A 24,674-nucleotide genomic window follows, 5' to 3' on the forward strand; every position below is an offset into this window, starting at 1 on the left:
GGGGGTCCTTACTTCACGGCGCCGACGGCGATGCCGCGGGTGAGCGTCCGCTGGAAGAGGAGGAAGAAGACGAGGGCCGGGAGCACGCCGAGCAGGGCGGCCGCGTTGGTCATCGTGGCGTCCATCAGCCGCTGGCCCTGGAGGACGCCGAGGGCCACCGACACGGTCTGGTTGTCGTTGGAGACCAGCATGACCAGCGGGAGCAGGAACTCGTTCCAGGTCCAGACGAAGAAGAAGACCAGGAGCACGCCGAGGGTGGGCCGGCTGACCGGGACGACGACCCGCCACAGCACCTGCCAGGTGTTCGCGCCGTCGATGCGGGCCGCCTCGATGATCTCGCGGGGGAACTCGCGCAGCACCGACGACAGCAGGTACGTGCCGAAGGCCGCCTGGAGCACCGTGAAGACGATGATCACGCTCAGCCGGGTGTCGTACAGGCCCGCCTGCTTGCTCAGGTGGTAGACGGGGTAGACCAGCGCCTCCTGCGGCACCATGGTCGCCAGGACGAAGAAGGCCAGCACCCAGGTGCGGCCCCTGATCCTGCCGATGCCGATCGCGTACGCGTTCAGGACCGACAGGACCACCGCGAGCACCGCCACCGCGCCGCTGATCAGGACCGAGTTGAACAGCTTCCGGCTGTAGTCCACCCGCTCCCAGAAGTCCTTCAGGCCGTCGAGGTAGAGGCCGTCGGGCAGGCTCAGCGGGCCGTTCCGCGCGTACTCCGCGGGGGACTTGACCGCGTTCACCGCGACGATCAGGAACGGGACCACCATGAACAGCGCGGCGAGACAGAGGGCGATCAGGACCGGGTAACGGCGCAGGGCCGTCGTCACCCGGTCCGGGCGACGGCGCGGGGCCGTCGTCGTACGCGTGTCCGTCGTCATGCGGGTGTCCGTCGTCATACGTGTGCCCGTCGTCATGCGCGTGCCCCTTCCTCGGCGTCCTCGGCGCGCGTCTGCAAGGTCAGGCCGAGCAGGGACAGGGCCAGGACGATCAGGGTCAGCACCGTGGAGATCGCGGCGCCGTAGCCGACCTGGGTCTTCTCGAAGAAGGTGGTGAAGGAGAAGTAGGAGGGCACGTTCGTCGCGCCGCCGGGGCCGCCCTTCGTCAGGACGTACACCGCGCCGAACACCTTCAGCGCGGCGATCGTGCACCAGGTCAGGACGACGTGGATCTCCGGGCGGAGCTGCGGCAGGGTGATGTGCCGGAAGCGGCGCCACCAGCCGGCGCCGTCCAGTTCGGCCGCCTCGTGCAGCTGGGGGTCGACGCGTTGCAGACCGGCCAGGAAGACCACCAGCGGGAAGCCGAGCTGCACCCACACCATCACGCCCATCACGCTGTACAGCGCCAGGTCGGGATCGCCCAGCCAGTCCCGCTGCCGGCCGCCGAGCCCGATCGCCTCCAGGAACGCGTTCAGGGCGCCGTCGTCGGGGGCGAGGATCCAGCTCCAGACGATCCCCGCGACCGCGACCGGCAGCACCTGGGGGAGGTAGAAGCAGGCGCGCAGGACGGTGGTGATCCGGGAGCCGAAGTGCCGGCCGACGTGGTCGAACAGGGCGGCCGCGAGGAGCAGCCCGATCGCCGTGGGCACGGCCGCCATGGCGACGACCATGAAGAGGCTGTGCCGGAACGACTCCCAGAAGTCCGCGTCGTCGAACAGCTCCCGGTAGTTGTCGAGCCCCGACCACGACGGGCTGCCCACCCCCTGCCAGTCGGTGAAGCTCACCCCCGTGTTCATCAGGAACGGCACGACGACCACGGTGAGGAAGGCCAGGACGCCGGGGAGGAGGAACAGGGCGTAGGAGCCGCGGGCGCCACGCGCCCTCATCGCTGCGGTACGCCCTTGTCGTACGCCTCCTGCAACGCGTCCAGGTAGGCGTCCGGTTCCTCGCTGCCGGTGAGCAGCTTCTGCGTCTCGGAGACCAGCACGTCGTAGAACCCGGCCACCGGCCAGTCGGGGTAGAAGGCCAGGCCGTCCCGGTCGGACAGGGTGGTGAAGTCGGCGATGAGCTTCTCGGCCTTCGGGTCGGTGATGGCGGAGGGGTCCGCCGCGACCGGGACGCCGCCCTTGTTGCCGAGCAGGTTCTGGATCTTCTTCGACAGGGTGATGTCGATGAAGTCGTAGGCCAGCTCCTTGTTGGCGGCGCTCTTGGGCACGACCCAGAGGTTGCCGCCGGAGCCGAGGGTGAGGTCCGAGCCGGGCCACAGGGTGGTGCCCCAGTCGAACGTCGCCTCGTCCTGGAAGCGGCCGTACCACCAGCTGCCGGAGAACAGGATCGGCGCCTTGCCCTGGAGGAAGGAGACGCCGGCCTCCTCGGCCTTGACGCTGGTGGAGTTCTTGCCGATGTACCCCTTCTCCACCCAGTCGGCGAAGGTCTCGGCGGCGTACGTCCAGGCCGCGTCGTGGAAGTCGGTCTTCCCCCGGTACAGCTCGTACGCGTCCACCCAGGCGCGGTCGGCCCTGGACAGGGCGAGCTGGTACAGGTACTGGTGGGCGAGGTACTCGGCGCCGGAGTTGGCGAGCGGGGTGATGTCGTTCCCGACGAACGTGTCCATCGCCGCGACCAGGTCGTCGAACGTCTTCGGCTCGCCGAGGCCGTACCGCGCGAACAGGTCCTTGTTGAAGTAGACCATCGTGTACTCGGCGTAGTTCGGCACGCCGTACCACTTGCCGGAGCCCATCACGCCGTCGGCGTCGTACTGGCTGGTGGTGCGCACGCCGGGACCGATGAGCCGGTCCCAGCCGCGCTCGGACGCCTCGGCGGACAGGTCCGTGAGCAGGCCCTGCCGGGAGAGCAGGCCCGTCGTCGCGTTGCCCTTGTTGTACTCCATGAGGTCGGGCGCGTCGGAGGAGTTCAGGACCATCGGGGCGGTCTTCTGGATCTGTTCGAAGCTCTTCTCCTCGAACTCGACCTTCACGCCCGGGTGCTGGGCCTCGAACTCCTTCACGGCCTCCGCCCAGGCCACGCCCATCGCGCTGTTCGGAGCCTCGTAGTGCCACAGTCGCAGGGTGTGGGCGTCGGCGGAGCCGCCGTCGCCCGATCCTCCGCAGGAGGCCAGGAGCAGGGCCCCCGCAAGGGCCGCGGCCGCTGTCGCCTTCCCACGCCTTCGTGCCGTCCACATCCTGTGCCTCCAGGGGAGCCGGATGGTTCTCTCGGGCTTCGTTCGGGCTTCGTTCGGGCTACTTTCGGGCTTCGTTCGGGCAGGAACGGTCGTCACGCGGTGTGCGCCGGACCGGTACGTCGGCCGGTGCGGCGACCGGTTCGTCGGACCGGTGCGTCGACCGGTGCGTCGAATCGATTCGATGCGTGACGTCGAAGCGCTTCGACGGGCGAAGGTAGGCGGCTGTTGTGCTCGCGTCAATGGCGCGGACGGGAACGGTCCGCTCCGGCGCGCGGGGCGACCGGGGCGAGGGAGAGCAGCAGGGCGGTCGCGGCCGCCGTCACCGGCACGGCGAATCCGGCGGTGGGGGAGACGTGTTCGACGATCCACCCGCCGGCCGCGCTGCCGCAGGCGATGCCGCCCAGCAGACCGGTCACGGCCAGGGTGATGCCCTCGTTGAGGCGGCCTTCGGGGGTGCGCTCCTGGACCAGGGTCATGGTGGTGACCATCGTGGGCGCGGTGGCCATCCCCGCGACGAGCAGCGCGGCCGCCAGCAGCGGGAGCGAGCCGACGGCGGTCGCCGCGAGCAGCGGGAGGGTGAGCAGCGCGGTCATCGCGGCCACGGTCCACGGGTGACGCCGGGCGGCCGGCCCGGACGGCCGCACCGCCCCGTACACCAGCCCGGCCGCGCACGAACCGGCCGCCTGCAACGCCAGGACGGCGCCGGCCGCGGTGGCGTGTCCGCGCGCGTCCGCGAACGCGATCGTGACGACCTCCGTCGCCCCGAACACGGCGCCCAGCGCCAGGCAGACGGCGAGCAGCGCGGGGATGCCGGGGCTGCGCAGCGGCGATCCGGCCTGCGTACGGGGATGCGGGGGCGGCTCGGTGGAGCGCTGGGCGGCGAAGAGCAGCACGCCGGTCACCAGCAGCACCACGCCGACGAGCGTGCCGGCCTCGGGGAAGAACGTGCCGCACAGGAGGGCCGCGAGGACCGGGCCCAGCATGTAGCACAGCTCGTCGACGGCCTGTTCGAAGGAGTTGGCGGTGTGCAGGGCGGCGGCGCCCGACGGGACGTCCTCGAGCAGGTGGGCCCAGCGGGCGCGGGACATGCCGCCGGTGTTGGGCGTCGTCGCGGTGGCCGCGTAGGAGGCGAACAGTGTCCAGTCCGGGGCGCCGCGGCGGACGCACAGCACCAGCGCGAGGCTGCCGAGCGCCGCGAACAGCGTGGCGGGCACGGCGATCCGGGCCTGCCCGTACCGGTCGACGAGCCGGGCGGTCCACGGCCCGACCAGCGCGGTCGCGGCGAGCCCGGTCGCGGTGACGGCACCGGCGAGGGCGTACGAGCCGCGCGTGCCGGCGATCATCACGACCGCGCTCACGCTGAACATGCCCATGGGCAGCCGCGCGAGGAGGTTGCCCGCGGTGAAGGCGCGGGCGCCGGGGAGGGCGAGGAGGTGCCGGTAGGTGCCGGGCGTCCGGGCCGGGGCTGGGGCTCGGGCCGGGGCTGGGGCTCGGGCCGGGGCTGGGGCTCGGGCCGGGGCTGGGGCTCGGGCCGGGGCCGGGGTCCGGATCTTGGGCAGGGTCCGGGACCGGCCGTCGGCGGAGTGGCCGTCGGTGGGGTGAGGAGCCTGGTCCGGGGCGCTGGTGAGGGCCCGTTCGGGAGCCTGGTCGGGGGGCCGGTCGAGGGTGCCGGGGAGGGGCCGGTCGGGGTCGGGCTGCGGCAGGTGCGGCATGGTTCCACCGTCGTCCGCCGCCGGTCCGGGGGTCCAACACCTTCTCCGTGCCGATTCACGCACCCGCGTTGTAAGTTCGCCGGATGCCCGCTCACCTCGACCCCCGACTCCTGCGCTCCTTCCTCGCCGTCGCCGAGGAACTCCACTTCACGCGCGCCGCGGCCCGGCTGTACGTCGCCCAGCAGGCGCTCAGCCGTGATGTGCGGCGGCTGGAGCGCGAGCTGGGCGCCGAACTGTTCGTGCGGACCACCCGGCAGGTGACGCTCACCCCGGACGGCGAACGGCTGGTGCCGCACGCGCGCCGGGTGCTCCAGGCCCAGGACGATCTGCTCGCGGCCTTCCGCCAGGCCCGCCCGCTGCTGGTCGACCTGAACTCGCCGGGGCTGGAGACCGGGCGCCGGGTGCTGTACCGGGCCCGTGAACTCGCCCCCGAGCAGGAGCTGATGGCCCGCTACGAGAGCGGCCTGACCGGTGCCGCCGTCGAGATCGTCGCGGGGCGGCTGGACGCGTCGTTCGGCCGGTTCGCGGGCCTGGACGCGGCGCTGCGGGCCCAGTTGGAGCACCAGCTCGTGCGGTACGAGCCGATGGCGGTCCTGCTGCCCGAGGGGCACCGGCTGGCCGCGTCGGCGCAGGTGCCGTTGGGCGCGCTGGCGGGGGAGCGGGTGTACGCGGGCGCCGGCAACTGGCGGACGCCGGAGTGGACCGACCTGGCCCGGCTGCTGTTCGAGGGGTTCGGCATCGAGGTCGCCCCGGCCGCCCCGCTGGTCGTCGGGGTCGAGGAATTCCAGCGCATCATGGCGAAAGATGCCGTTCCGATCCTTGTGGTGGTGGGATTTCCGGCCATGCCTGGAACGGTGCTGCGGCCGCTCGTCGACCCGGTCCCGCTCTCTCCCGTGTCACTCGTGTGGCGAAAGGGGCTGGTCCATCCGGCCCTCGACGCACTGCGCCGCGCGGCGGTCGAACTCGGGTTCGCCGAGTCGTGGCTGGAGCGCCCTGTCAAGGGATGGATTCCAGCCATAGACATGAACATGACTTCATCGGATAAATAGGACATCGTGCGTACGGGTGAAGCGCCTGCGCTAGATTCGGCGGCCTGAGCAAGAAGGGGTGAACGGGGGCGCGCGGACCGGGTGGGGGCCCGGGGCCGCCGACATCTGCCACGTCGCCACAGGCGCATCCGTTCCTCACCCCTGGTGTCCCGTGGGGGGAAACACGCACGTGAAGAATTGGCGGGAAGATGCCCAACCGGAGTGGCCGGAGGCGGCATCGCCGACCGGAAACGTACCGGTCATGGAGGGGAACACCCAGGCGTTCACCGGGGTCGCGAAGCGGTCCCCGGCGGGTGTCCCGGGGGCGGACACCCCGGGTCCGTCGCCGCTGTCGCCGCAGCCGCCCTCGGTGTCGACCGCGGGGTCGTCCGGCGGCGGCCGGGGGGCATCAGCGGACGTAACGCCTCGAACCGGTCGCTCGGCGACCTCGAACGGCCTTTCCGAAAACGAACGGTTGAGCGGAGGTCTCAGGGATCCCTGGGCGGAGGGCTCCGCCGGCCTCCCGGACGGGCCGCCCGCCGCGGAAACCGGGGAGGGCGGGCAGGGCCACGACCCCGACGAGGTGACCGTCCAGCTCGACTCCCCGCACCGGGTCCCGGGTGCGCGCGGCGACGGCCCGGAGGCGTCCGACGTGCCCGTGTTCGTCGACGAGTCCGGCCGCCGCAGCCGTACCTTCCGCCGGATCGGCATCCTCGTCGGGCTGGCCTGCGCCACCTACGCCGTCGTCATCGTCGCCACCCTCCTGTCGGGCAACGCCGGCGCGCCCTGGCTGCCGGTGCCGGGCCAGAAGGACGACGAGCCGGCCGGCCGGGTCGACACCTCCCCGGCGCCCAGCGCGTCGGCGGCGGACCCGGCCTCGCCGGGCTTCGCCGCGCCCGGCCGCCCGGGCGTCACCGCCTCCGGGCCCGCCGCGGCGGCGCCGGGAGCGGCGAGCGCGGCGCCGAGGGCGTCGGGCGGTGCGGCGGCGCCGAGCGCGTCGGCGGCCGCCGTGCCGCCGCGGCCCGCGCCGAGCGCTTCCGCCCGGCCGAGCCCGGTGTCCGGCAGCGAGAGCCCGGCCGCCCCGGTGCCGAGCAGCCCGGCCGCGTCCCCGCCGCCGGACCCGTCGCCCTCGGCCAGTGCCGAGCCCTCACCCGCCTCCTCGCCGTCACCGGCCGGAGGGGCCGAGGGGCCCGCGGCCTGACGGCCGGCTCCGGGACTCGACTCCCGAGACGGTGAAGTCCCCGAGGTCGGGGGGCCGCCCGGTGCCTCCGGCCCCCGGTGACCCCCGCGATACCTGCGATCCCCGATGTCCCGGGGTCTCGCGATCCCGAGAATCCCGCGATCCCGTGATCCCGAAATCCCCGATTTCCCATATTTCCCATCCCTGATTTCCCATATTTCCCCGATTTCCCCGAAAGAACGTCCTCTCATGTCCCCACGCACCAGCCGGCGCACGCCCCGACGCCCCGCCGGTCAGTCCGCCCGTCCCTCACCCGGCGACAGCGCCGAGGCCGAGTGCGCCGAGCCGAGCCCGCACGGCCGCCGTTCCACCGGCCGATCCATAGGCCGTTCCATAGGCCGATCGGTAGGCCGATCCGGGGGGCGGTCCGCCGGGCGGCCGGGCGGGCCGCCCGGCCGCCGCCGGTCGCCGGGGCGCCGGACATCCGGCCGGGCCCCGGGCCGGGCTCCCGGCGAGGCCCGCGGGACCGTCCGCCGGCGGCTGCTGCGGCCGTTACGCCTGCGGCACCTGCTCCCCCTGCTCGTGCTCGTGGCGATGATGGCGATGCTGATGCTGCGCGGGTACGTCCACAGCGAGGTCCTCGCCGACCACCGGGTCCGCCCCGACGCCGCCGCCGACCGGGTGCCGCGCCAGATCCTGGACGGCGGCCCCGTCGTCGACACCCGCGGCGGACAGGCCACCAGCATGGACGTGCCGGACGGCCGGATCGTCCTCACCTTCGACGACGGCCCCGACCCGCGCTGGACCCCGAAGGTCCTGGACGTCCTGAAGAAGTACGACGCGCACGCCGTCTTCTTCGTCACCGGCACCATGGCCAGCCGCCACCCCGACCTCGTCCGGCGCATGGTGGACGAGGGCCATGAGATCGGCCTGCACACCTTCAACCACCCCGATCTCTCCTACCAGTCGAAGAAACGCATCGACTGGGAGCTGACCCAGAACCAGCTCGCCCTCGCGGGCGCCGCCGGCATCCGCACCTCCCTCTTCCGCCCGCCGTACTCCTCCGGCGCCTCCGCCCTGGACAACGCCTCCTGGCCGGTCACCCAGTACGTCGGCAGCCGCGGCTACCTCACGGTCCTCACCGGCCTCGACAGCGAGGACTGGCGCCGGCCGGGCGCCGCGCGGATCGCCCGCAACGCCACGCCCGAGGACGGCAGGGGCGCGATCGTCCTCATGCACGACTCCGGCGGCGACCGCGGCCAGACGGTCCGGGCGCTCGACACCTACCTGCCCGAACTCCAGCGCCGGGGCTACGCGTTCGAGAACCTCACCGAGGCCCTGAACGCCCCCAGCGCGCACACCGAGGTCACCGGCCTCGACCTGTGGAAGGGCCGCGCCTGGACCGCCCTGGTCGAGGCCGCCGACGACCTCACCGGCGTCCTCGTCGTGGGCCTGGCCGTCATCGGCTTCCTCGTCTTCGCCCGCTTCGGCCTGATGCTGCTGCTGTCCGGCCTGCACACCCGCCGCACCCGCCGGCGCGACTTCGTCTGGGGCCCCGACGCGCCGGTCACCGAACCGGTGTCGGTGCTGGTCCCGGCCTACAACGAGGCCAAGTGCATCGAGAACACGGTGCGTTCCCTGGTGCGGAGCGACCACCCCGTCGAGATCCTGGTCGTCGACGACGGCTCGTCGGACGGCACCGCCCGCATCGTCGAGGAACTGGACCTGCCCGGCGTCCGGGTCGTCCGCCAGCTCAACGCGGGCAAGCCCGCCGCCCTCAACCGGGGCATCGCCAACGCCCGGCACGACATCGTCGTCATGATGGACGGCGACACCGTCTTCGAACCGTCCACCGTCCGCGAACTCGTCCAGCCCTTCGCCGACCCCGAGGTCGGCGCGGTCGCCGGCAACGCCAAGGTCGGCAACAAGGACACCCTCATCGGCGCCTGGCAGCACATCGAGTACGTGATGGGCTTCAACCTCGACCGCCGCATGTACGACGTCCTGCGCTGCATGCCGACCATCCCCGGCGCGGTCGGGGCGTTCCGCCGCTCGGCGCTGGAGCGCGTCGGCGGCATGAGCGACGACACCCTCGCCGAGGACACCGACATCACCATGGCCCTGCACCGCGACGGCTGGAAGGTGGTGTACGCCGAGAAGGCCCGCGCCTGGACCGAGGCCCCCGAGTCGGTGCAGCAGCTGTGGTCCCAGCGCTACCGCTGGTGCTACGGCACCATGCAGGCGATCTGGAAGCACCGCCGCGCCCTGGTGGACCGCGGCCCGTCGGGCCGCTTCGGCCGCGTCGGCCTGCCCCTGGTCTCCCTGTTCATGGTGGTCGCCCCGCTGCTGGCCCCGCTCATCGACCTCTTCCTCGTCTACGGCCTGCTGTTCGGCCCGACGGGCGGGACGGTCGCGGCCTGGTTCGGCGTCCTCGCGGTCCAGGCGGCCTGCGCGGCGTACGCGTTCGTCCTCGACAGGGAACGCCTCACCCCGTTGATCTCCCTGCCGTTGCAGCAGCTGCTCTACCGCCAGCTGATGTACATCGTCCTGCTCCAGTCGTGGATCACGGCGCTCACCGGCGGCCGGCTGCGCTGGCAGAAACTGCGCAGGAAGGGGCAGGTCGCGGCGCCGCCGGGCGAGATGGCCGGGGAAGGGGGCGCGCTCCGATGAGCACCAGGCCGTCCGAACCCGCGGTGACCGAAACCGCGGCACTCCCGCGGACCGACCCGCCGCCACCCTCGCGGACCGACCCGCAGGCCGACCTGTCGGCCGGTCCCGGTGGTGACGGCGCCCGGCCGCCCTCCCGCGACCGCTATTTCGACCTCCTCCGAGCCGTCGCCCTCTTCCGCGTGGTCTTCTACCACCTGATGGGCTGGGCGTGGCTGCCGGTCGTCTTCCCGTCCATGGGCGTGATGTTCGCCCTGGCCGGCAGCCTGACGGCCCGTTCACTGGACAGGCGCCCGGCCGTGGACGTCGTCCGGGGCCGGCTGCGCCGCCTGCTGCCACCGCTGTGGCTGCTGGGCGCGGTCGGCGTGACGGGCATGCTCCTCGCCGGCTGGGGTCCCGACGCGGAGGGGCACCCCGGCTGGTGGTGGCTCCACCTCGCCTTCTGGATCCTCCCGCTGAGCGATCCGCCCTACGGCGAGGGCCTGCCCGGCGTCCCCGGCCTGGTCGCCGCCGACTGGGCGGTGGCCGTGGGCGTGCCCCTGTGGTACCTGCGCGCCTACCTCTGGTTCGTCCTGCTCTCCCCCCTGCTGCTGCGCGCCCTGCGCCGGCTGCCCTGGCCGACGGTCCTGGCACCCCTCGCGCTGTCGGCGGTGCTGGAGTCCGGCCTGGTGGACGTACCGGGCCGGCGCCCGGAGGCGGTCCTCAGCGACCTCGGGGCGTTCGGCGCCTGCTGGCTGCTGGGCATGGCCCACCGGGAGGGCGTCCTGAGCCGCCTGCCCCGCTACGTGGTGCCGTCCCTCGCCCCGGCCGTGGCCGCGGCGGGCCTCTGGTACGCCCTCGCCCACGACCTGCGGCCCGGCCACGACCTGGACGACATGCCGTTCGCCCAGTCCCTGTGGTCCTTCGCGGCCGTCCTGCTCCTGCTGCACCTCAGCCCGGCCTGGCACACCTGGCCGCCCCGGCTGCGCCGCTGGGACCGGCTGATCACCCTCCTCAACTCCCGTGCCGTCACGATCTACCTGTGGCACAACGTCTGCATCGTGGTGACGGAGGCGCTCTGGGACCACCTGTGGGACGTCGCCGCCCTGGAGGAGGGCGCGCCGTGGCTGCTGGAGAGCCCCTGGCCGCAGCTGCCGGCCGTGTGGCTGCTGACGGCCGGGTGCGTGCTCTGCTTCGGGTGGGCCGAGGACCTCGCGGCGGGCCGCAGGCCCCGCCTGTGGCCGGACGGCGGGCCCGCGCGCCGTCGGAGGTGATCGCGCGCCGCCCGGGTCCCCTCGCGCGCCTGCCGGAGTGTGCGCGCGGCCGGAGTGTGCGCGCGGCCGGGGTGAGCGCGCCCGTCCGAGCGGAGCGCACCCGTCCGCGGTGAGCGCGCCGTCCGGGACGAGCGGGCGCCGTCCGGGACGAGCGGGCGCCGACCGGGACGAGCGGGCGCCGTCCGGGACGAGCGGGCGCCGTCCGGGATGAGCGCGCTCCCACGGGGCCCGGTCCGCCCCCGGCCCCCGCACCGCGCCCCAAGACCTCTCACCCCGCCTCCGCCCGAGGTGAGAGCAACGTTCCCTTCCGGTCACCCATGGCCACAGGGCGGAAACGCGCCCTCCCTACCTTCGGGAAGCATCACCGCTCATCACCCCGGACCACCCGAGCCCCGGAGCACCGTGGAGGCGTCATGACAGCCCCGAGCACAGCCCCCGCACCCCCGACCTCACCGAGGCGGGGGAGCCGCTGGATCGAGCAGTGGGACCCGGAGGACGAGGCAGCCTGGCAGGCGGGCGGCGAGAAGATCGCCCGCCGCAACCTCCTCTTCTCCGTCGTCTCCGAGCACATCGGCTTCTCGATCTGGACCATGTGGTCCGTGCTGGTGCTCTTCATGGGCCCGGAGTACGGGCTGACGCCCGCGGACAAGTTCCTGCTGACGTCGGTGGTGACGCTGGTCGGGGCCGTCGTCCGGGTGCCGTACACCTTCGCCGTCGCGATCTTCGGCGGGCGCAACTGGACGATCATCTCGGCCGGCCTGCTGCTGGTGCCCACCATCGCCGCGTTCGCCGTGATGAAGCCGGGGACGTCGTTCGGCACCTTCCTCCTCGTCGGCCTGCTGGCGGGCATCGGCGGCGGCAACTTCGCCTCCTCCATGACCAACATCAACGCCTTCTTCCCGCTCCGCAAGAAGGGGTGGGCGCTCGGGCTCAACGCGGGCGGCGGCAACATCGGCGTGCCGGTGATCCAGCTGGTCACCCTCGCCATCATCGGGGCCGGCGGCGGGCCGCGCGTGCTGCTCGGGATCTACATCCCGCTCATCTTCGTCGCCGCCGCCCTCGCCGCGCTGTGCATGGACAACCTCGCGACCGTGAAGAACGACACCGGCGCCGCGAAGGACGCCGCGAAGGACGCCCACACCTGGATCATGTCCTTCCTCTACGTCGGCACGTTCGGGTCGTTCATCGGCTACAGCTTCGCCTTCGGGCAGGTGCTGACCACCCAGTTCGGCCGCACCCCGCTCCAGGCCGCCTACCTCACCTTCATCGGCCCGCTCCTCGGCTCGCTCATCCGCCCCCTCGGCGGCTGGCTCGCCGACCGCTACGGCGGCGCCCGCATCAGCCTCTACAACTACGTCGGCATGGCCGCCGCCACCGCCGTCCTGGTCTGGGCGAGCATGCAGAAGTCGCTGGCGCTCTTCGTCGCAGTCTTCGTCGTGCTGTTCGTGCTCAGCGGGCTCGGCAACGGGTCGACGTTCAAGATGATCCCCGGCATCTTCCAGGCGAAGGCCGTCGCCCTGGGCCTGGAGGGCGAGGCGGCCGCGAGCTACGGCCGTCGTCTCTCCGGCGCCTCCATGGGGCTCATCGGGGCCGTCGGCGCCCTCGGCGGCGTCGCCATCAACCTCGCCTTCCGGCAGTCGTTCCTCTCCTACGGCTCCGGCACCGGCGCGTTCGTCGCCTTCCTCGCCTTCTACGCCGCCTGCTTCGCGGTCACCTGGGCCGTATACCTTCGCCGCCCTGCCGGCCGGATCACCGCGTCCGGCGGTACCTCCGAGGCGAAGTCGCAGCTCAGCTACGCCAAGGTGTGACGTAACACTGGCGACATGAAGCGGAACCGAGCCTGTCACGCACCGTTGACAGGCTCGTTCGGCATGCGGGTGACACCACACCACGTGTAAGTGCTTCGACTCGAGTGCGGGACGAGAGTGATGCAAGAGCAACAGCAGCAACCGGACCACGGGCCCGGCGGCCGGGACGGCGAGCAGTACGGACCCCTCGCCGGTTTCACCGTGGGGGTCACCGCGGCGCGCCGGGCCGACGAACTCGGAGCGCTGCTCCAGCGGCGCGGGGCGGCGGTGCTGCACGCGCCCGCCCTGCGGATCGTGCCGCTCGCCGACGACGGCGAGCTCCTCGCCGCCACCAAGGACCTCCTCGACCAGGCGCCGGACGTCGTCGTGGCCACCACGGCCATCGGCTTCCGCGGCTGGGTCGAGGCCGCCGACGGCTGGGGGCTCGGCGAGCAGCTCCTGGCCCGGCTGCGGGACGTGGAGCTCCTGGCGCGCGGACCCAAGGTCAAGGGCGCCATCCGCGCCGCGGGCCTCACCGAGGACTGGTCGCCGTCGAGCGAGTCGATGGCGGAGGTCCTCGACCGGCTGCTGGAGGAAGGCGTCGACGGCCGCCGGGTCGCCGTCCAGCTGCACGGCGAGCCGCTGCCCGGCTTCGTGGAGGCGCTGCGGGCCGGGGGAGCGGAGGTCGTGGGCGTGCCGGTGTACCGGTGGATGCCGCCGGAGGACCTCTCACCGCTCGACCGGCTCCTCGACGCCGCCGTCTCCCGCGGAGTGGACGCGGTCACCTTCACCAGCGCGCCGGCCGCGGCCTCGCTGCTGTCGCGGGCGGAGGAACGCGGCCTGCTGTCCGAGCTGCTCTCGGCGTTCCACCACGACGTCGTGCCGGCCTGCGTCGGCCCGGTCACCGCGCTGCCGCTCCAGGCGCGCGGCGTGGACACCGTCCAGCCGGAGCGGTTCCGGCTCGGGCCGCTCGTGCAGCTGCTCTGCCAGGAGCTGCCGTCCAGGGCCCGTGCCCTGCCGGTCGCCGGGCACCGGATGGAGATCCGGGGGCACGCGGTCCTGGTCGACGGCGCGCTGAAACCCGTACCGCCGGCCGGGATGTCCCTGCTGCGGGCGCTCTCGCGGCGGCCCGGCTGGGTCGTGCCGCGGGCCGACCTGCTGCGGGCGCTGCCGGGGGCCGGGCGCGACGAGCACGCCGTCGAGACGGCGATGGCGCGGCTGCGCACGGCCCTGGGGGCGCCGAAGCTGATCCAGACGGTGGTCAAGCGGGGGTACCGGCTGGCCCTGGACCCGGCGGCCGACGCCAAGTACGCGGACGCGTGAGCGGCTGAGCGGCTGAGCGGCTGAGCGGCTGAGTGGCTGAGTGGCTGAGCGGCCGAGTGGCTGAACGGCCGAGCGGCCGAGTGCCGGTGAGGGCCCCGCCCCGGTACCGCCCTCACCCCCGACCACCGGCCCCGGACGGGCGGCCCGGCCCCCCCGCCCCCGCGCGCGTCCACGCACCCGCCGCCGGTACGGGGGGTTCCGGGGATGCGGTGCACCCGGCACTGTGAAGGGGACGCTTCCCGAGGAGCCTTCCCTAGGCGGTGACCGCACATGGCGCTGGGTACGCCTCCGTCCCCGTACGACCTGCGGTTCGATGCCGGACGGGTCTGCCTGGACCTCCTCGCCACCACCCACCCCCTCGAACGGCTCGACGCGGTCGGGCCGTTGTGCGCGTGGATCGCCGGCTCGGGACTGGTGCCGCCCGGCACCGGACTCACCCACGCCGACCCCGCATGGCCGGGCGCCTTCCGTGAACTGCGCGCCGACGTCGGCCGGTTGGTGGCCGCCGGGCTCTCCGGCGACCTCGGCCCGCACGGCGGCGCCCGGTCCCACGCCCTCGCCCTCGCCCTCGCCCGGGTCAACGACGCCGCCCGCGCCGCGCCCCCGGCCCCCCGTGCCGTGCCCGGCCGGGACGGCGCGCTCGTCCGGGCGCTGGACGGACCGCCGGAGTGCGCGGCGCTGCTCGCCGTGGTCGCCCGGGACGCGGTGGAGCTGCTCACCGATCCCGCCGCGCGGGCGCGGCTGCGGCAGTGCGAGGGCGACAACTGCCCGATCGTGTACGTCGACACGTCCCGGGGGCGCCGCAGGCGCTGGTGCTCCAGCGAGGTCTGCGGGAACCGGGAGCGGGTCGCCCGGCACCGCAGGAGGGCCGCGCTCGCGCGCGCGTGACGCGCGCCCGGCCCGTCTCCCCTCCGGGCGCGCCGCGTTCGGCCCGGCGTACGTCCAAGTGAGCTGCGCCACACGGCGGTTGTCGTCGCCGCCCACCGCGCGACGTCCGCCCGGTCGGCGGTGTGGCGGAAACGTGAAGGAAGAGGGGCGGGAATGTGGCCTCATGTCCCCCTCGTCGCGACACCCCGAAGAAATCTGTCAGTTCGGTTTGAACGCGCGACGAGCCGTTTCCGTACCGGTGGGGGAGCGACCGACTCGGGGGAACCCCCGGACACCGGAGGTGGGCGTGCGCAAGGATGCGGCCGTGGCCAATGAACGTGGATCGAGGGCCCGACATCGCATGTCCTCACAGCCCTCGGAGCCCGACGAGGAGCTGATGCGGGCTCTCTACCGGGAGCACGCCGGACCCTTGCTCGCCTACGTGCTGCGCCTGGTCGCCGGAGACCGGCAGCGCGCCGAGGACGTCGTGCAGGAGACGCTCATCCGTGCCTGGAAGAACGCCGGACAGCTCAATCGAGCGACCGGATCGGTACGCCCCTGGCTGGTGACGGTCGCACGCCGCATCGTCATCGACGGCCACCGCAGCCGGCAGGCCCGGCCGCAGGAGGTCGACCCGTCGCCGCTGGAGGTCATCCCCGCGGAGGACGAGATCGACAAGGCGCTGTGGCTGATGACGCTGTCCGACGCGCTCGACGACCTGACCCCGGCGCACCGGGAGGTGCTCGTCGAGACGTACTTCAAGGGGCGTACCGTCAATGAGGCGGCCGAGACGCTGGGGATACCCAGTGGCACCGTGCGCTCACGGGTTTTCTATGCCCTGCGGTCGATGAAGCTGGCTCTGGAGGAGCGGGGGGTGACGGCGTGATGAGCATGTACGGGGGGTTCGGAGCGGGTGGGTCGGGTATGTCTGGTCCCATGCAGGGATCTGTGGGATCTCCGGGCCCGAGCGAACACGAGACCGTCGGTGCCTACGCCCTGGGCATCCTCGACGACGCCGAGGCGACCGCCTTCGAGGCCCACCTCGCCGGATGCGAGTGGTGCGCGCAGCAGCTCGACGAACTCGCCGGGATGGAGCCCATGATGGCCGCCCTCGCGGACCTGCCGGGTGCCGGCACCCCCGCGATCGGCGAGTCCCTGTCCGCCCGGCCCGGTCCACGGCTCGTGGAGAAGCTCGTCGGCGAGATCGCCGACCGCCGCGCCCAGAAGCGCCGGCGCGGCTTCTACATGATCGCCGCGGCGGCCGCGCTGATCGTCGGCGGCCCGTTCGTGGCCATGGCGACGAGCGGCGGCGACGAGGGAGGCGGGACCCCGCAGGTGCTGGCGGACGCGGGCTCCGCCAAGACCGCCTTCGAAACCTTCACCGACAAGGTCACCGCCACCGACCCGGGCACCAAGGTCACGGCGACCGTCGCCACCCAGGAGAAGGCCTGGGGCACCGAGGCCGTCGTCGAGCTGAAGAACGTGGCGGGCCCGAACAAGTGCTCGCTCATCGCGGTGGGCCACAACGGCGAGCGCGAGACCATCGCGTCCTGGTCGGTCCCGGAATGGGGCTACGGCCTCCCCGACGCCAAGACCGAGCAGGCCAAGAACCCGCTCTACGTCCAGGGCGGCGCCGCCCTCAGCCCGGACGAGATCGACCACTACGAGGTCTCGACCTTCGACGGCGAGAAGCTCGTCGAGGTCGACGCCTAGGGAACGCCCGGTCGCCTCCCGAGGACCCCTGCCCGGCACGCCCTCCTAGGACCCGCCGGGCACGTCCTCCTAGGACCCGCCGGGCACGTCTCCCTAGGACCCGCCCGGCACGTCTCCCTAGGACCCGCCGGGCACGTCTCCCTAGGACCCGCCGGGTACGCCCCCGCCGCCCGGCGGCACGGGGCGGCCGGGCCCGCCCGTGGATCCGCAGGGCGGGCCCCTCGCCTCCGGGGGCTCCCTTCGCGTACGGTTGACGGCTGCCCAGCACGTCAGAAGGGGGCCCGGTGGCCGCTCAGGCACAGCAGGAAACCGCGGTCGGCCCGGTTCAGGACTCAGTTCGCGACCGGGAGATCAGCATCGAACAGGAACACCTGGACCGGGTGTACCGCCGCCTGGAGGAGAAGATCCACGAGGCGGAGTTCCTCATGCACGACGCGGCCCGCCGCGGCCAGGTCGGCACGCCCGGCGCCCTGGCCGAGCGGGACGCGCAGGTCTTCCGCGCGGGCGTCCACCTCAACCGGCTCAACAACGAGTTCGAGGACTTCCTCTTCGGCCGGATCGACCTGCTGCTCGGCAAGGACGGCAAGAAAGGCCCCGACGGCGCCTACACCGCCGTGGAGCCGGCCGAGGGCGCCATTCGTCCCGACCGCACCGCCGACATCGCCGAGACCCTGCACATCGGCCGCATCGGCGTCCTCGACGAGGACTACGCCCCGCTGGTGATCGACTGGCGGGCGCCCGCCGCGGCCCCCTTCTACCGCTCCACCCCGGTCGACCCGGGCCGGGTCGTGCGCCGCCGGGTCATCCGCTCCAAGGGCCGCCGGGTGCTCGGCGTCGAGGACGACCTGATGCGCCCCGAGCTGACGGCCTTCCTCGACGGACGTGAGCTGCCCGCCATCGGCGACGGCGCCCTCATGGCCGCCCTCGGCCAGGCCCGCAGCCACACGATGCGCGACATCGTCGCCTCCATCCAGGCCGAGCAGGACCTGGTCATCCGCGCCCCCGCCGCCTCCGTCACCCATGTCGAGGGCGGCCCCGGGACCGGGAAGACGGCCGTCGCCCTGCACCGGGCGGCCTACCTCCTCTACCAGGACCGGCGCCGGTACGCGGGCGGCATCCTGATCGTCTCGCCGACCCCGCTGCTCGTCGCCTACACCGAGGGCGTCCTGCCCTCCCTCGGCGAGGAGGGCCAGGTCGCCATCCGCGCCATCGGCTCGCTCGTCGACGGGGTCGAGGCCACCCTGTACGACTCCCCGGCGGTGGCCCGCGCGAAGGGCTCGTCCCGCATGCTGAAGGTGCTGCGGAAGGCGGCGCGGGGCGCCCTGGAACTGGGCCGTCCGGGCGCTCCCGCCCCCGGCCGGCCCGCCGCCGGTCAGCCCGCCGCCGGTCGGCCCGCCCCCGGACAGCTCGCCCTCGGCGAGGAGGAGGACGAGGACACCGCCCCGGCCCCCTCCGGACCGCCCGCCCGGCTGCGCGTGGTCGCCTTCGGCCGCCGGCTGGAGCTGGAGGCCCAGGACCTCGACCGCATCCGCCGCACCGCCCTCGGCGGCACCGCCCCCGTGAACCTGCTGCGGCCCCGCGCCCGCAGGCTCCTCCTGGACGCCCTGTGGGACCGCTCGGGCGCGGCCGGCCGGCACACCGACCCCGAGCTCGCCGCCGAGCTGCGCTCCTCCTTCGACGAGGACGTGACCGGCGAGGACGCCTTCACCGCGTTCCTCGACGCCTGGTGGCCCGAGCTCACCCCGAAGTCCGTCCTCGCGGCCATGGCCGACGAGCGGCGGCTCGGCCGCTGGGCCCGGCGGATCCTCAACCCCGGCGAGGTCCGCAAGGTCGCCCGCTCGCTGCGGCGCGAGGGCCACACCGTGCACGACATCGCGATGCTCGACGAGCTCCAGGCGATCCTCGGCGCCCCGGCCCGCCCCCGCAAGAGACGTGAGCTCGACCCGCTGGACCAGCTGACCGGCCTGGAGGAGCTGATGCCGGTCCGCGAGGAGTCGCAGCGCGAACGGGCCGAACGGCTCGCCCAGGAGCGCACCGAGTACGCCCACGTCATCGTCGACGAGGCGCAGGACCTCACCCCGCTCCAGTGGCGCATGGTCGGCCGCCGGGGCCGGCACGCCACCTGGACGGTCGTCGGCGACCCCGCCCAGTCCTCCTGGTCCGACCCCGACGAGGCCGCCGAGGCCCGCGACGAGGCGCTCGGCACCCGGCCGCGCCGCCGCTTCCGGCTCACCGTGAACTACCGCAACCCGGCCGAGATCGCCGAGCTGGCCGCGAAGGTCCTGGCCCTGGCCATGCCCGGCGCCGAGTCCCCGTCCGCGGTCCGCTCCACCGGCGTCGTGCCCCGCTTCACCGCCGTGACGGACTCCCTCGCCGCCACCGTGCGCGCCGAGGCGGAACGCCTGCTGGAGCGGGTCGACGGCACCGTCGGCGTCGTCGTCGCCATGAACCGGCGCGCCGAGGCCCGGCGCTGGCTCGCCGGCCTGGGCGACCGGGTCGTCGCCCTCGGCAGCCTGGAGGCCAAGGGCCTGGAGTACGACGCGACGGTCGTCGTGTCGCCGGCCGAGATCGCCGACGAGTCCCCGGCCGGCCTGCGGGTGCTGTACGTGGCCCTGACCCGGGCGACGCAGCAGCTGACGGTCGTGTCGGGGGAGCGGGACGAACCGGACGCCGACGGGGTGCCGGACCTCCTGAGGGACTGACCGGACGGAACCGTTCCTGTGAATCGCCGGACGGGAATGGTCCCGGCGCATCCGTTTGTTAGCCTTGGTGTGGCACCGGCCCGATCCAAGCCCCCGGGCCCAACCTTCGTCGCTACGAGCGACCACTTGCCGCGAGGCGAGCATGGCGGGTCGGTGTCATCAACGTAGGGAGAGGCCCACATCCGATGTGATGTGGGCCTCTTTCGTTGCCTCCGCGTTCTCTCGTATGGTGGAATTCAGTTTCCGAAAACGCGTCTCCGTCACTGCCTGGCTGTGAACAAAAGCACCGCAAGTCGGGGCGGCTACCACGTACTCCGGGGTAGGTGCGACGATCGGACGGCATACCCAGCGGCACAGGTGAAAGCAGAGGAAGTCGGCCATGGCAACGGCGCCCAGCGTCTCCTACTCGATGACGATCCGGCTGGAGGTGCCCGCGAGCGGAACGGCCGTCTCGCAGCTCACCACCGCCGTGGAGTCCTCCGGAGGCTCGGTGACCGGCCTCGACGTCACCGCGTCCGGACACGAGAAGCTCCGGATCGACGTCACCATCGCGGCCACCTCGACCGCGCACGCCGACGAGATCGTCGAGCAGCTCCGCGGCATCGAGGGCGTCACCCTCGGGAAGGTCTCCGACCGTACCTTCCTGATGCACCTCGGCGGCAAGATCGAGATGGCGTCGAAGCACCCCATCCGCAACCGTGACGACCTGTCCATGGTCTACACGCCGGGCGTGGCCCGCGTCTGCATGGCGATCGCCGAGAACCCCGAGGACGCGCGCCGCCTCACCATCAAGCGCAACTCCGTCGCGGTCGTGACGGACGGCTCGGCCGTGCTGGGTCTGGGCAACATCGGCCCCAAGGCCGCGCTGCCGGTCATGGAGGGCAAGGCGGCCCTCTTCAAGCGGTTCGCCGGCATCGACGCCTGGCCGATCTGCCTGGATACCCAGGACACCGACGCGATCATCGAGATCGTCAAGGCCATCGCCCCGGGCTTCGCCGGCATCAACCTCGAGGACATCTCCGCGCCCCGCTGCTTCGAGATCGAGGCGCGGCTGCGCGAGGCCCTGGACATCCCCGTCTTCCACGACGACCAGCACGGCACCGCGATCGTCGTCCTCGCCGCGCTCACCAACGCGCTGCGCGTGGCGGGCAAGACGATCGAGAGCATCCGCGTCGTCATGTCGGGCGCCGGCGCGGCCGGTACGGCCATCCTCAAGCTGCTGATCGCCGCGGGCGTGAAGAACGCCGTCGTCGCCGACATCCACGGTGTCGTCCACGCCGGCCGCGAGGACCTCGTCGACGCCGCCCCGGACTCCGCCCTGCGCTGGATCGCCGACAACACCAACCCCGAGGGCCTCACGGGCACGTTGAAGGAGGCCGTGCGCGGCGCCGACGTCTTCATCGGCGTCTCCGCCCCGAACGTCCTCGACGGCGACGACGTGGCCGCCATGGCCGACGACGCGATCGTGTTCGCGCTCGCGAACCCGGACCCCGAGGTGGACCCGGCAATCGCCCGCCAGACGGCCGCAGTTGTGGCCACCGGCCGCTCCGACTTCCCCAACCAGATCAACAACGTGCTGGTCTTCCCGGGTGTCTTCCGCGGTCTGCTGGACGCGCAGTCCCGCACGGTCAACACCGAGATGATGCTCGCGGCCGCGAAGGCCCTGGCGGACGTGGTGACCGAGGACGAGCTGAACGCGAACTACATCATCCCCAGCGTCTTCAACGACAAGGTCGCCGGCGCCGTGGCCGGCGCGGTGCGCGAGGCCGCGAAGGCCGCGGGCGCCACGGTGTCGTAGGGGACACGACGGGTGTCGCGGCGGCGTGGGGGAGACGGACGGCGCCACGGCACCGCGGGGACCGGGGCCGCACTGTGCGGGTGCTGTGAGGCTCGCCACGGCGGCCCCCGGGTCGGCGCGTCGCACGACGGTGTGCTTGCGCGCGCCCTCTAGGGTGGCGGCCGGGCGAAGGCGCTTTTCGTGTGACTCCCAAGGGTGTTCTGACGACTCCTGTGGGTGCCGGATTGGCTTTCCCGCCGCAGGTGGGGGCAGGATGCGTCTCTGGGCGCGAGCGCATCGGCATTCGCTGTGCCCGACATGCGGCTCCGCCGCGTGGCACGCCGCAACGGCAAGAAGAACACGGGAGTAAGAACATGAACCGCAGTGAGCTGGTGGCCGCGCTGGCCGACCGCGCCGAGGTGACCCGCAAGGACGCCGACGCCGTGCTGGCCGCGTTCGCCGAGGTCGTCGGCGACGTCGTCTCCAAGGGGGACGAGAAGGTCACCATCCCCGGCTTCCTGACCTTCGAGCGCACCCACCGTGCCGCTCGCACCGCGCGCAACCCGCAGACCGGCGACCCGATCCAGATCCCGGCCGGCTACAGCGTGAAGGTCTCCGCGGGCTCGAAGCTCAAGGAAGCGGCCAAGGGCAAGTAAGCCACCATTCTCGAAGGGGCGGCACCCGGAGTCCGGGTGCCGCCCCTTCGGGGTTCACGACGGCCGCCGCCGCCGTGGACGCGCGCTAGCCGAGGGCCTTGCCCGGCAGTTCGACCTTCGCGCCCAGCTCCACGAGCTTCTCCATGAAGTTCTCGTAGCCGCGGTTGATCAGGTCGATGCCGTGGACGCGGGAGGTGCCCTGGGCGGCGAGGGCGGCGATCAGGTACGAGAAACCGCCGCGCAGGTCGGGGATGACCAGGTCGGCGCCCTGGAGCCGGGTGGGGCCCGACACGACCGCCGAGTGCAGGAAGTTGCGCTGGCCGAAACGGCAGTCCGAACCGCCGAGGCACTCGCGGTAGAGCTGGATGTGGGCGCCCATCTGGTTCAGCGCGGACGTGAAGCCCAGACGGGACTCGTACACCGTCTCGTGGATGATCGACAGGCCCGTGGCCTGCGTCAGCGCCACCACCAGCGGCTGCTGCCAGTCCGTCTGGAAGCCGGGGTGGACGTCCGTCTCCAGCGCGATGGACTTCAACTGGCCGCCCGGGTGCCAGAAGCGGATGCCCTCGTCGTCGATGCGGAAGGCGCCGCCGACCTTCCGGTAGGTGTTCAGGAACGTCATCATCGAGCGCTGCTGGGCGCCGCGGACGTAGATGTTGCCCTCGGTGGCCAGCGCGGCGGACGCCCAGGAGGCGGCCTCCAGCCGGTCCGACAGGGCGCGGTGGTCGTAGCCGCCGAGCTTGTCCACACCGGTGATGCGGATCGTGCGGTCGGTGTCGATCGCGATGATGGCGCCCATCTTCTGCAGGACGCAGATCAGGTCCTCGATCTCCGGCTCCACGGCCGCGTTCGAGAGCTCCGTGACGCCCTCGGCGAGGACGGCCGTCAGCAGCACCTGCTCGGTCGCGCCGACGGACGGGTACGGCAGCCGGATCTTCGTGCCGCGCAGCCGCTGCGGGGCCTCCAGGTACTGGCCGTCCGCCCGCTTCTCGATCTTCGCGCCGAACTGGCGCAGCACGTCGAAGTGGAAGTCGATGGGCCGGCCGCCGATGTCGCAGCCGCCCAGACCCGGGATGAACGCGTGCCCGAGCCGATGCAGCAGCGGGCCGCAGAACAGGATCGGGATACGGCTCGAACCCGCGTGCGCGTCGATGTCGGCGACGTTCGCGCTCTCGACGTAGGTGGGGTCCATCACCAGCTCGCCGGGCTCCTCGCCCGGACGGACCGTCACCCCGTGCAGTTGCAGCAGACCGCGTACGACCCGCACGTCGCGGATGTCCGGAACGTTGCGCAGCCGGCTCGGCTCACCGCCCAGCAGGGCCGCGACCATGGCCTTGGGTACGAGGTTCTTCGCACCGCGCACCCGGATCTCGCCCTCCAGCGGGGTTCCGCCGTGGACAAGCAGTACGTCGTCAGAGCCGTTGACGGTCATGTATCTCGCGTTCCGTGGAGTGTGGTGGAGTGGGGCAGGGCCGGAGAGGACAGAGTAAACGCCGCGTGGCCCCCTTCAGTAAGCCCAAGCAACGCCCAGCTACGTCATAGCTGTGTCACAACACGAACTGTGCCTCATCGGGCACATGGGGTCACCACGGGCACGGCGCGGCGTCCGTGCGCCCGGACCGCATCCGTGCGCCCGTACCGCGTCCGTCCGCGCGACCGCCGCCCGCGGCGGCGTCGACGCGGCCCGGCGCGCTCCCCCCGTGACACCGCCGCCCTCACCCTCCTCGCCGCATTGCCTCCCCATGCGGCGGGAAGATGGGGGATCATGTCTGGCATGACCGAGGTGTCCTCGCTCACAGGGCGGCTGCTCGTGGCTACGCCCGCCCTGGCGGACCCGAACTTCGACCGTGCGGTGGTGCTCGTCCTCGACCACGACGAGGAGGGCTCGCTCGGTGTCGTCCTCAACCGTCCGACGCCGGTGGGCGTGGGCGACATCCTGGAGGGCTGGGCGGACCTCGCCGGGGAACCCGGGGTCGTCTTCCAGGGCGGCCCGGTCTCCCTCGACTCGGCGCTGGGCGTCGCGGTGATCCCCGGCGGCCCGGCCGTCGACGGCACCCCCCTGGGGTGGCGGCGGGTGCACGGCGCGATCGGCCTCGTCGACCTGGAGGCCCCGCCGGAGCTGCTCGCCTCCGCCCTCGGCTCCCTGAGGATCTTCGCCGGGTACGCCGGCTGGGGCCCCGGCCAGCTGGAGGACGAGCTGGTGGAGGGCGCCTGGTACGTCGTGGAGTCCGAGCCCGGCGACGTGTCCTCGCCGTCCCCGGAGACACTCTGGCGGGAGGTGCTGCGCCGCCAGCGCAACGAGCTGGCGATGGTGGCCACGTATCCGGACGACCCTTCGCTCAACTGATGCGCAGGAGCTTCAGTACCCTTGGCGTCATGAGCACTCTCGAGCCCGAGCGCGGCACCGGTACGGGGACCCTCGTAGAACCGACGCCGCAGGTGTCGCACGGAGACGGCGACCACGAGCGCTTCGCGCACTACGTCCAGAAGGACAAGATCATGGCGAGCGCCCTCGACGGGACGCCCGTCGTGGCGCTGTGCGGCAAGGTGTGGGTGCCCGGCCGTGACCCGAAGAAGTACCCCGTGTGCCCGATGTGCAAGGAGATCTACGACTCCATGGGCTCCGGGGGCGACGACCAGGGCAAGGGCGACAAGTAGCGCGGCGGCCGGGGCCTTGCCGGGCTCCGTCCGCACTGCGTCCGACGACAGGGCCTTCAGGGCGCGTACCGGCGCGCCCCGGAGGCCTTCGCGTCGTTCTGCCACCGCCTCCGCGGTGCCGGGCCCCCGCCGGTCGGCCGAGCGGGCGAGGCCTCCCGCGGCCGTGCGGACGGAGGCTTCGATCGCGCTGCCGTTGCGCTTGTGTCGTGCCGGTCTCGTGCCGGTGCT

Annotated in this window: 19 protein-coding genes; 14 read left to right on the plus strand and 5 right to left on the minus strand. The window is 72.9% G+C overall.

Annotation, left to right across the window (positions count from 1 at the left end; genetic code table 11):
* Nucleotides 1–8: 8 nt before the first annotated feature.
* The 4 genes from ACZ3KJ_RS00240 to ACZ3KJ_RS00255 form a co-directional block, all read right to left on the minus strand.
* Nucleotides 9–833, minus strand: a complete 825-nt coding sequence (locus ACZ3KJ_RS00240; protein ID WP_467524754.1) for a carbohydrate ABC transporter permease — start codon at nt 831–833, stop codon at nt 9–11.
* Between the two features lie 83 nt (nt 834–916).
* A complete protein-coding gene (locus ACZ3KJ_RS00245; protein ID WP_467523470.1) occupies nt 917–1,828 on the minus strand; it encodes a carbohydrate ABC transporter permease in 912 nt (303 codons plus the stop codon).
* Nucleotides 1,825–3,123, minus strand: a complete 1,299-nt coding sequence (locus ACZ3KJ_RS00250; protein ID WP_467523472.1) for an ABC transporter substrate-binding protein — start codon at nt 3,121–3,123, stop codon at nt 1,825–1,827. The genes ACZ3KJ_RS00245 and ACZ3KJ_RS00250 overlap by 4 nt, the downstream gene beginning before the upstream one ends.
* A 236-nt stretch (nt 3,124–3,359) precedes the next feature.
* Nucleotides 3,360–4,835: an MFS transporter gene (locus tag ACZ3KJ_RS00255; RefSeq protein ID WP_467523474.1), complete on the minus strand. Its 1,476-nt coding sequence runs from the start codon at nt 4,833–4,835 to the stop codon at nt 3,360–3,362.
* Between the two features lie 83 nt (nt 4,836–4,918).
* On the opposite strand from ACZ3KJ_RS00255, the gene ACZ3KJ_RS00260 reads away from it, so the two are divergent.
* From ACZ3KJ_RS00260 to ACZ3KJ_RS00315, 12 genes are all read left to right on the plus strand, one after another.
* Entirely contained in the window at nt 4,919–5,884 is a 966-nt protein-coding gene (locus ACZ3KJ_RS00260; RefSeq protein WP_467523476.1) for a LysR family transcriptional regulator, read from the plus strand.
* A 454-nt stretch (nt 5,885–6,338) separates the two neighbouring features.
* On the plus strand, nt 6,339–7,064 hold the full coding sequence (locus ACZ3KJ_RS00265; protein WP_467523478.1) for a hypothetical protein: 726 nt from the start codon (nt 6,339–6,341) through the stop codon (nt 7,062–7,064).
* A gap of 573 nt (nt 7,065–7,637) precedes the next feature.
* Nucleotides 7,638–9,713 carry a bifunctional polysaccharide deacetylase/glycosyltransferase family 2 protein gene (locus ACZ3KJ_RS00270; RefSeq protein ID WP_467524756.1) on the plus strand — a complete coding sequence of 692 codons (2,076 nt, stop codon included), beginning with the start codon at nt 7,638–7,640 and terminating at the stop codon, nt 9,711–9,713.
* A complete protein-coding gene (locus ACZ3KJ_RS00275) occupies nt 9,710–10,963 on the plus strand; it encodes an acyltransferase family protein (RefSeq protein ID WP_467523480.1) in 1,254 nt (417 codons plus the stop codon). The genes ACZ3KJ_RS00270 and ACZ3KJ_RS00275 overlap by 4 nt, the downstream gene beginning before the upstream one ends.
* A 413-nt stretch (nt 10,964–11,376) precedes the next feature.
* A complete protein-coding gene (locus tag ACZ3KJ_RS00280) occupies nt 11,377–12,771 on the plus strand; it encodes a nitrate/nitrite transporter (protein WP_467523482.1) in 1,395 nt (464 codons plus the stop codon).
* A gap of 120 nt (nt 12,772–12,891) precedes the next feature.
* A complete protein-coding gene (locus ACZ3KJ_RS00285) occupies nt 12,892–14,073 on the plus strand; it encodes a uroporphyrinogen-III synthase (protein WP_467523484.1) in 1,182 nt (393 codons plus the stop codon).
* Nucleotides 14,074–14,343: 270 nt separating this feature from the next.
* The gene (locus ACZ3KJ_RS00290) at nt 14,344–14,961 is read left to right on the plus strand and encodes a CGNR zinc finger domain-containing protein (RefSeq protein WP_467523486.1); all 618 of its coding nucleotides are present in this window, start codon (nt 14,344–14,346) and stop codon (nt 14,959–14,961) included.
* Nucleotides 14,962–15,241: 280 nt separating this feature from the next.
* Entirely contained in the window at nt 15,242–15,826 is a 585-nt protein-coding gene (locus ACZ3KJ_RS00295; RefSeq protein ID WP_030167252.1) for a sigma-70 family RNA polymerase sigma factor, read from the plus strand.
* A gap of 50 nt (nt 15,827–15,876) precedes the next feature.
* Entirely contained in the window at nt 15,877–16,653 is a 777-nt protein-coding gene (locus tag ACZ3KJ_RS00300; protein ID WP_389523892.1) for an anti-sigma factor family protein, read from the plus strand.
* Nucleotides 16,654–16,937: 284 nt separating this feature from the next.
* On the plus strand, nt 16,938–19,355 hold the full coding sequence (locus ACZ3KJ_RS00305; RefSeq protein WP_467523489.1) for a HelD family protein: 2,418 nt from the start codon (nt 16,938–16,940) through the stop codon (nt 19,353–19,355).
* Nucleotides 19,356–19,734: 379 nt separating this feature from the next.
* On the plus strand, nt 19,735–21,153 hold the full coding sequence (locus tag ACZ3KJ_RS00310) for an NAD-dependent malic enzyme (RefSeq protein ID WP_467523491.1): 1,419 nt from the start codon (nt 19,735–19,737) through the stop codon (nt 21,151–21,153).
* A gap of 353 nt (nt 21,154–21,506) precedes the next feature.
* Complete coding sequence (locus ACZ3KJ_RS00315) at nt 21,507–21,788, plus strand: HU family DNA-binding protein (RefSeq protein WP_389523899.1); 282 nt, start codon at nt 21,507–21,509, stop codon at nt 21,786–21,788.
* Between the two features lie 85 nt (nt 21,789–21,873).
* Here ACZ3KJ_RS00315 and murA read toward each other — a convergent pair whose 3' ends face one another.
* On the minus strand, nt 21,874–23,220 hold the full coding sequence (gene murA, locus ACZ3KJ_RS00320) for a UDP-N-acetylglucosamine 1-carboxyvinyltransferase (RefSeq protein WP_389523902.1): 1,347 nt from the start codon (nt 23,218–23,220) through the stop codon (nt 21,874–21,876).
* 342 nt (nt 23,221–23,562) lie between these two features.
* On the opposite strand from murA, the gene ACZ3KJ_RS00325 reads away from it, so the two are divergent.
* Complete coding sequence (locus tag ACZ3KJ_RS00325; RefSeq protein WP_467524758.1) at nt 23,563–24,135, plus strand: YqgE/AlgH family protein; 573 nt, start codon at nt 23,563–23,565, stop codon at nt 24,133–24,135.
* Nucleotides 24,136–24,164: 29 nt separating this feature from the next.
* Nucleotides 24,165–24,446, plus strand: coding sequence for a DUF3039 domain-containing protein (locus tag ACZ3KJ_RS00330; protein WP_189941567.1), 282 nt, complete (start codon nt 24,165–24,167; stop codon nt 24,444–24,446).
* The last annotated feature ends 228 nt before the right edge of the window (nt 24,447–24,674 follow it).

Source organism: Streptomyces sp. NPDC003248 (assembly GCF_055563235.1).

What these genes read in the sequence shown, in the direction of transcription:
- ACZ3KJ_RS00285 (WP_467523484.1), top strand. Translation starts at nt 12,892, where the DNA reads ATGCAAGAGCAACAGCAGCAACCGGACCACGGGCCCGGCGGCCGGGAC.
- ACZ3KJ_RS00275 (WP_467523480.1), top strand. Translation starts at nt 9,710, where the DNA reads ATGAGCACCAGGCCGTCCGAACCCGCGGTGACCGAAACCGCGGCACTC.
- ACZ3KJ_RS00310 (WP_467523491.1), top strand. Translation starts at nt 19,735, where the DNA reads ATGGCAACGGCGCCCAGCGTCTCCTACTCGATGACGATCCGGCTGGAG.
- ACZ3KJ_RS00260 (WP_467523476.1), top strand. Translation starts at nt 4,919, where the DNA reads ATGCCCGCTCACCTCGACCCCCGACTCCTGCGCTCCTTCCTCGCCGTC.
- ACZ3KJ_RS00255 (WP_467523474.1), bottom strand. Translation starts at nt 4,835, where the DNA reads ATGCCGCACCTGCCGCAGCCCGACCCCGACCGGCCCCTCCCCGGCACC.
- ACZ3KJ_RS00270 (WP_467524756.1), top strand. Translation starts at nt 7,638, where the DNA reads ATGATGGCGATGCTGATGCTGCGCGGGTACGTCCACAGCGAGGTCCTC.
- ACZ3KJ_RS00280 (WP_467523482.1), top strand. Translation starts at nt 11,377, where the DNA reads ATGACAGCCCCGAGCACAGCCCCCGCACCCCCGACCTCACCGAGGCGG.
- ACZ3KJ_RS00290 (WP_467523486.1), top strand. Translation starts at nt 14,344, where the DNA reads ATGGCGCTGGGTACGCCTCCGTCCCCGTACGACCTGCGGTTCGATGCC.
- ACZ3KJ_RS00325 (WP_467524758.1), top strand. Translation starts at nt 23,563, where the DNA reads ATGACCGAGGTGTCCTCGCTCACAGGGCGGCTGCTCGTGGCTACGCCC.
- ACZ3KJ_RS00315 (WP_389523899.1), top strand. Translation starts at nt 21,507, where the DNA reads ATGAACCGCAGTGAGCTGGTGGCCGCGCTGGCCGACCGCGCCGAGGTG.
- ACZ3KJ_RS00300 (WP_389523892.1), top strand. Translation starts at nt 15,877, where the DNA reads ATGCAGGGATCTGTGGGATCTCCGGGCCCGAGCGAACACGAGACCGTC.
- murA (WP_389523902.1), bottom strand. Translation starts at nt 23,220, where the DNA reads ATGACCGTCAACGGCTCTGACGACGTACTGCTTGTCCACGGCGGAACC.
- ACZ3KJ_RS00330 (WP_189941567.1), top strand. Translation starts at nt 24,165, where the DNA reads ATGAGCACTCTCGAGCCCGAGCGCGGCACCGGTACGGGGACCCTCGTA.
- ACZ3KJ_RS00245 (WP_467523470.1), bottom strand. Translation starts at nt 1,828, where the DNA reads ATGAGGGCGCGTGGCGCCCGCGGCTCCTACGCCCTGTTCCTCCTCCCC.
- ACZ3KJ_RS00250 (WP_467523472.1), bottom strand. Translation starts at nt 3,123, where the DNA reads ATGTGGACGGCACGAAGGCGTGGGAAGGCGACAGCGGCCGCGGCCCTT.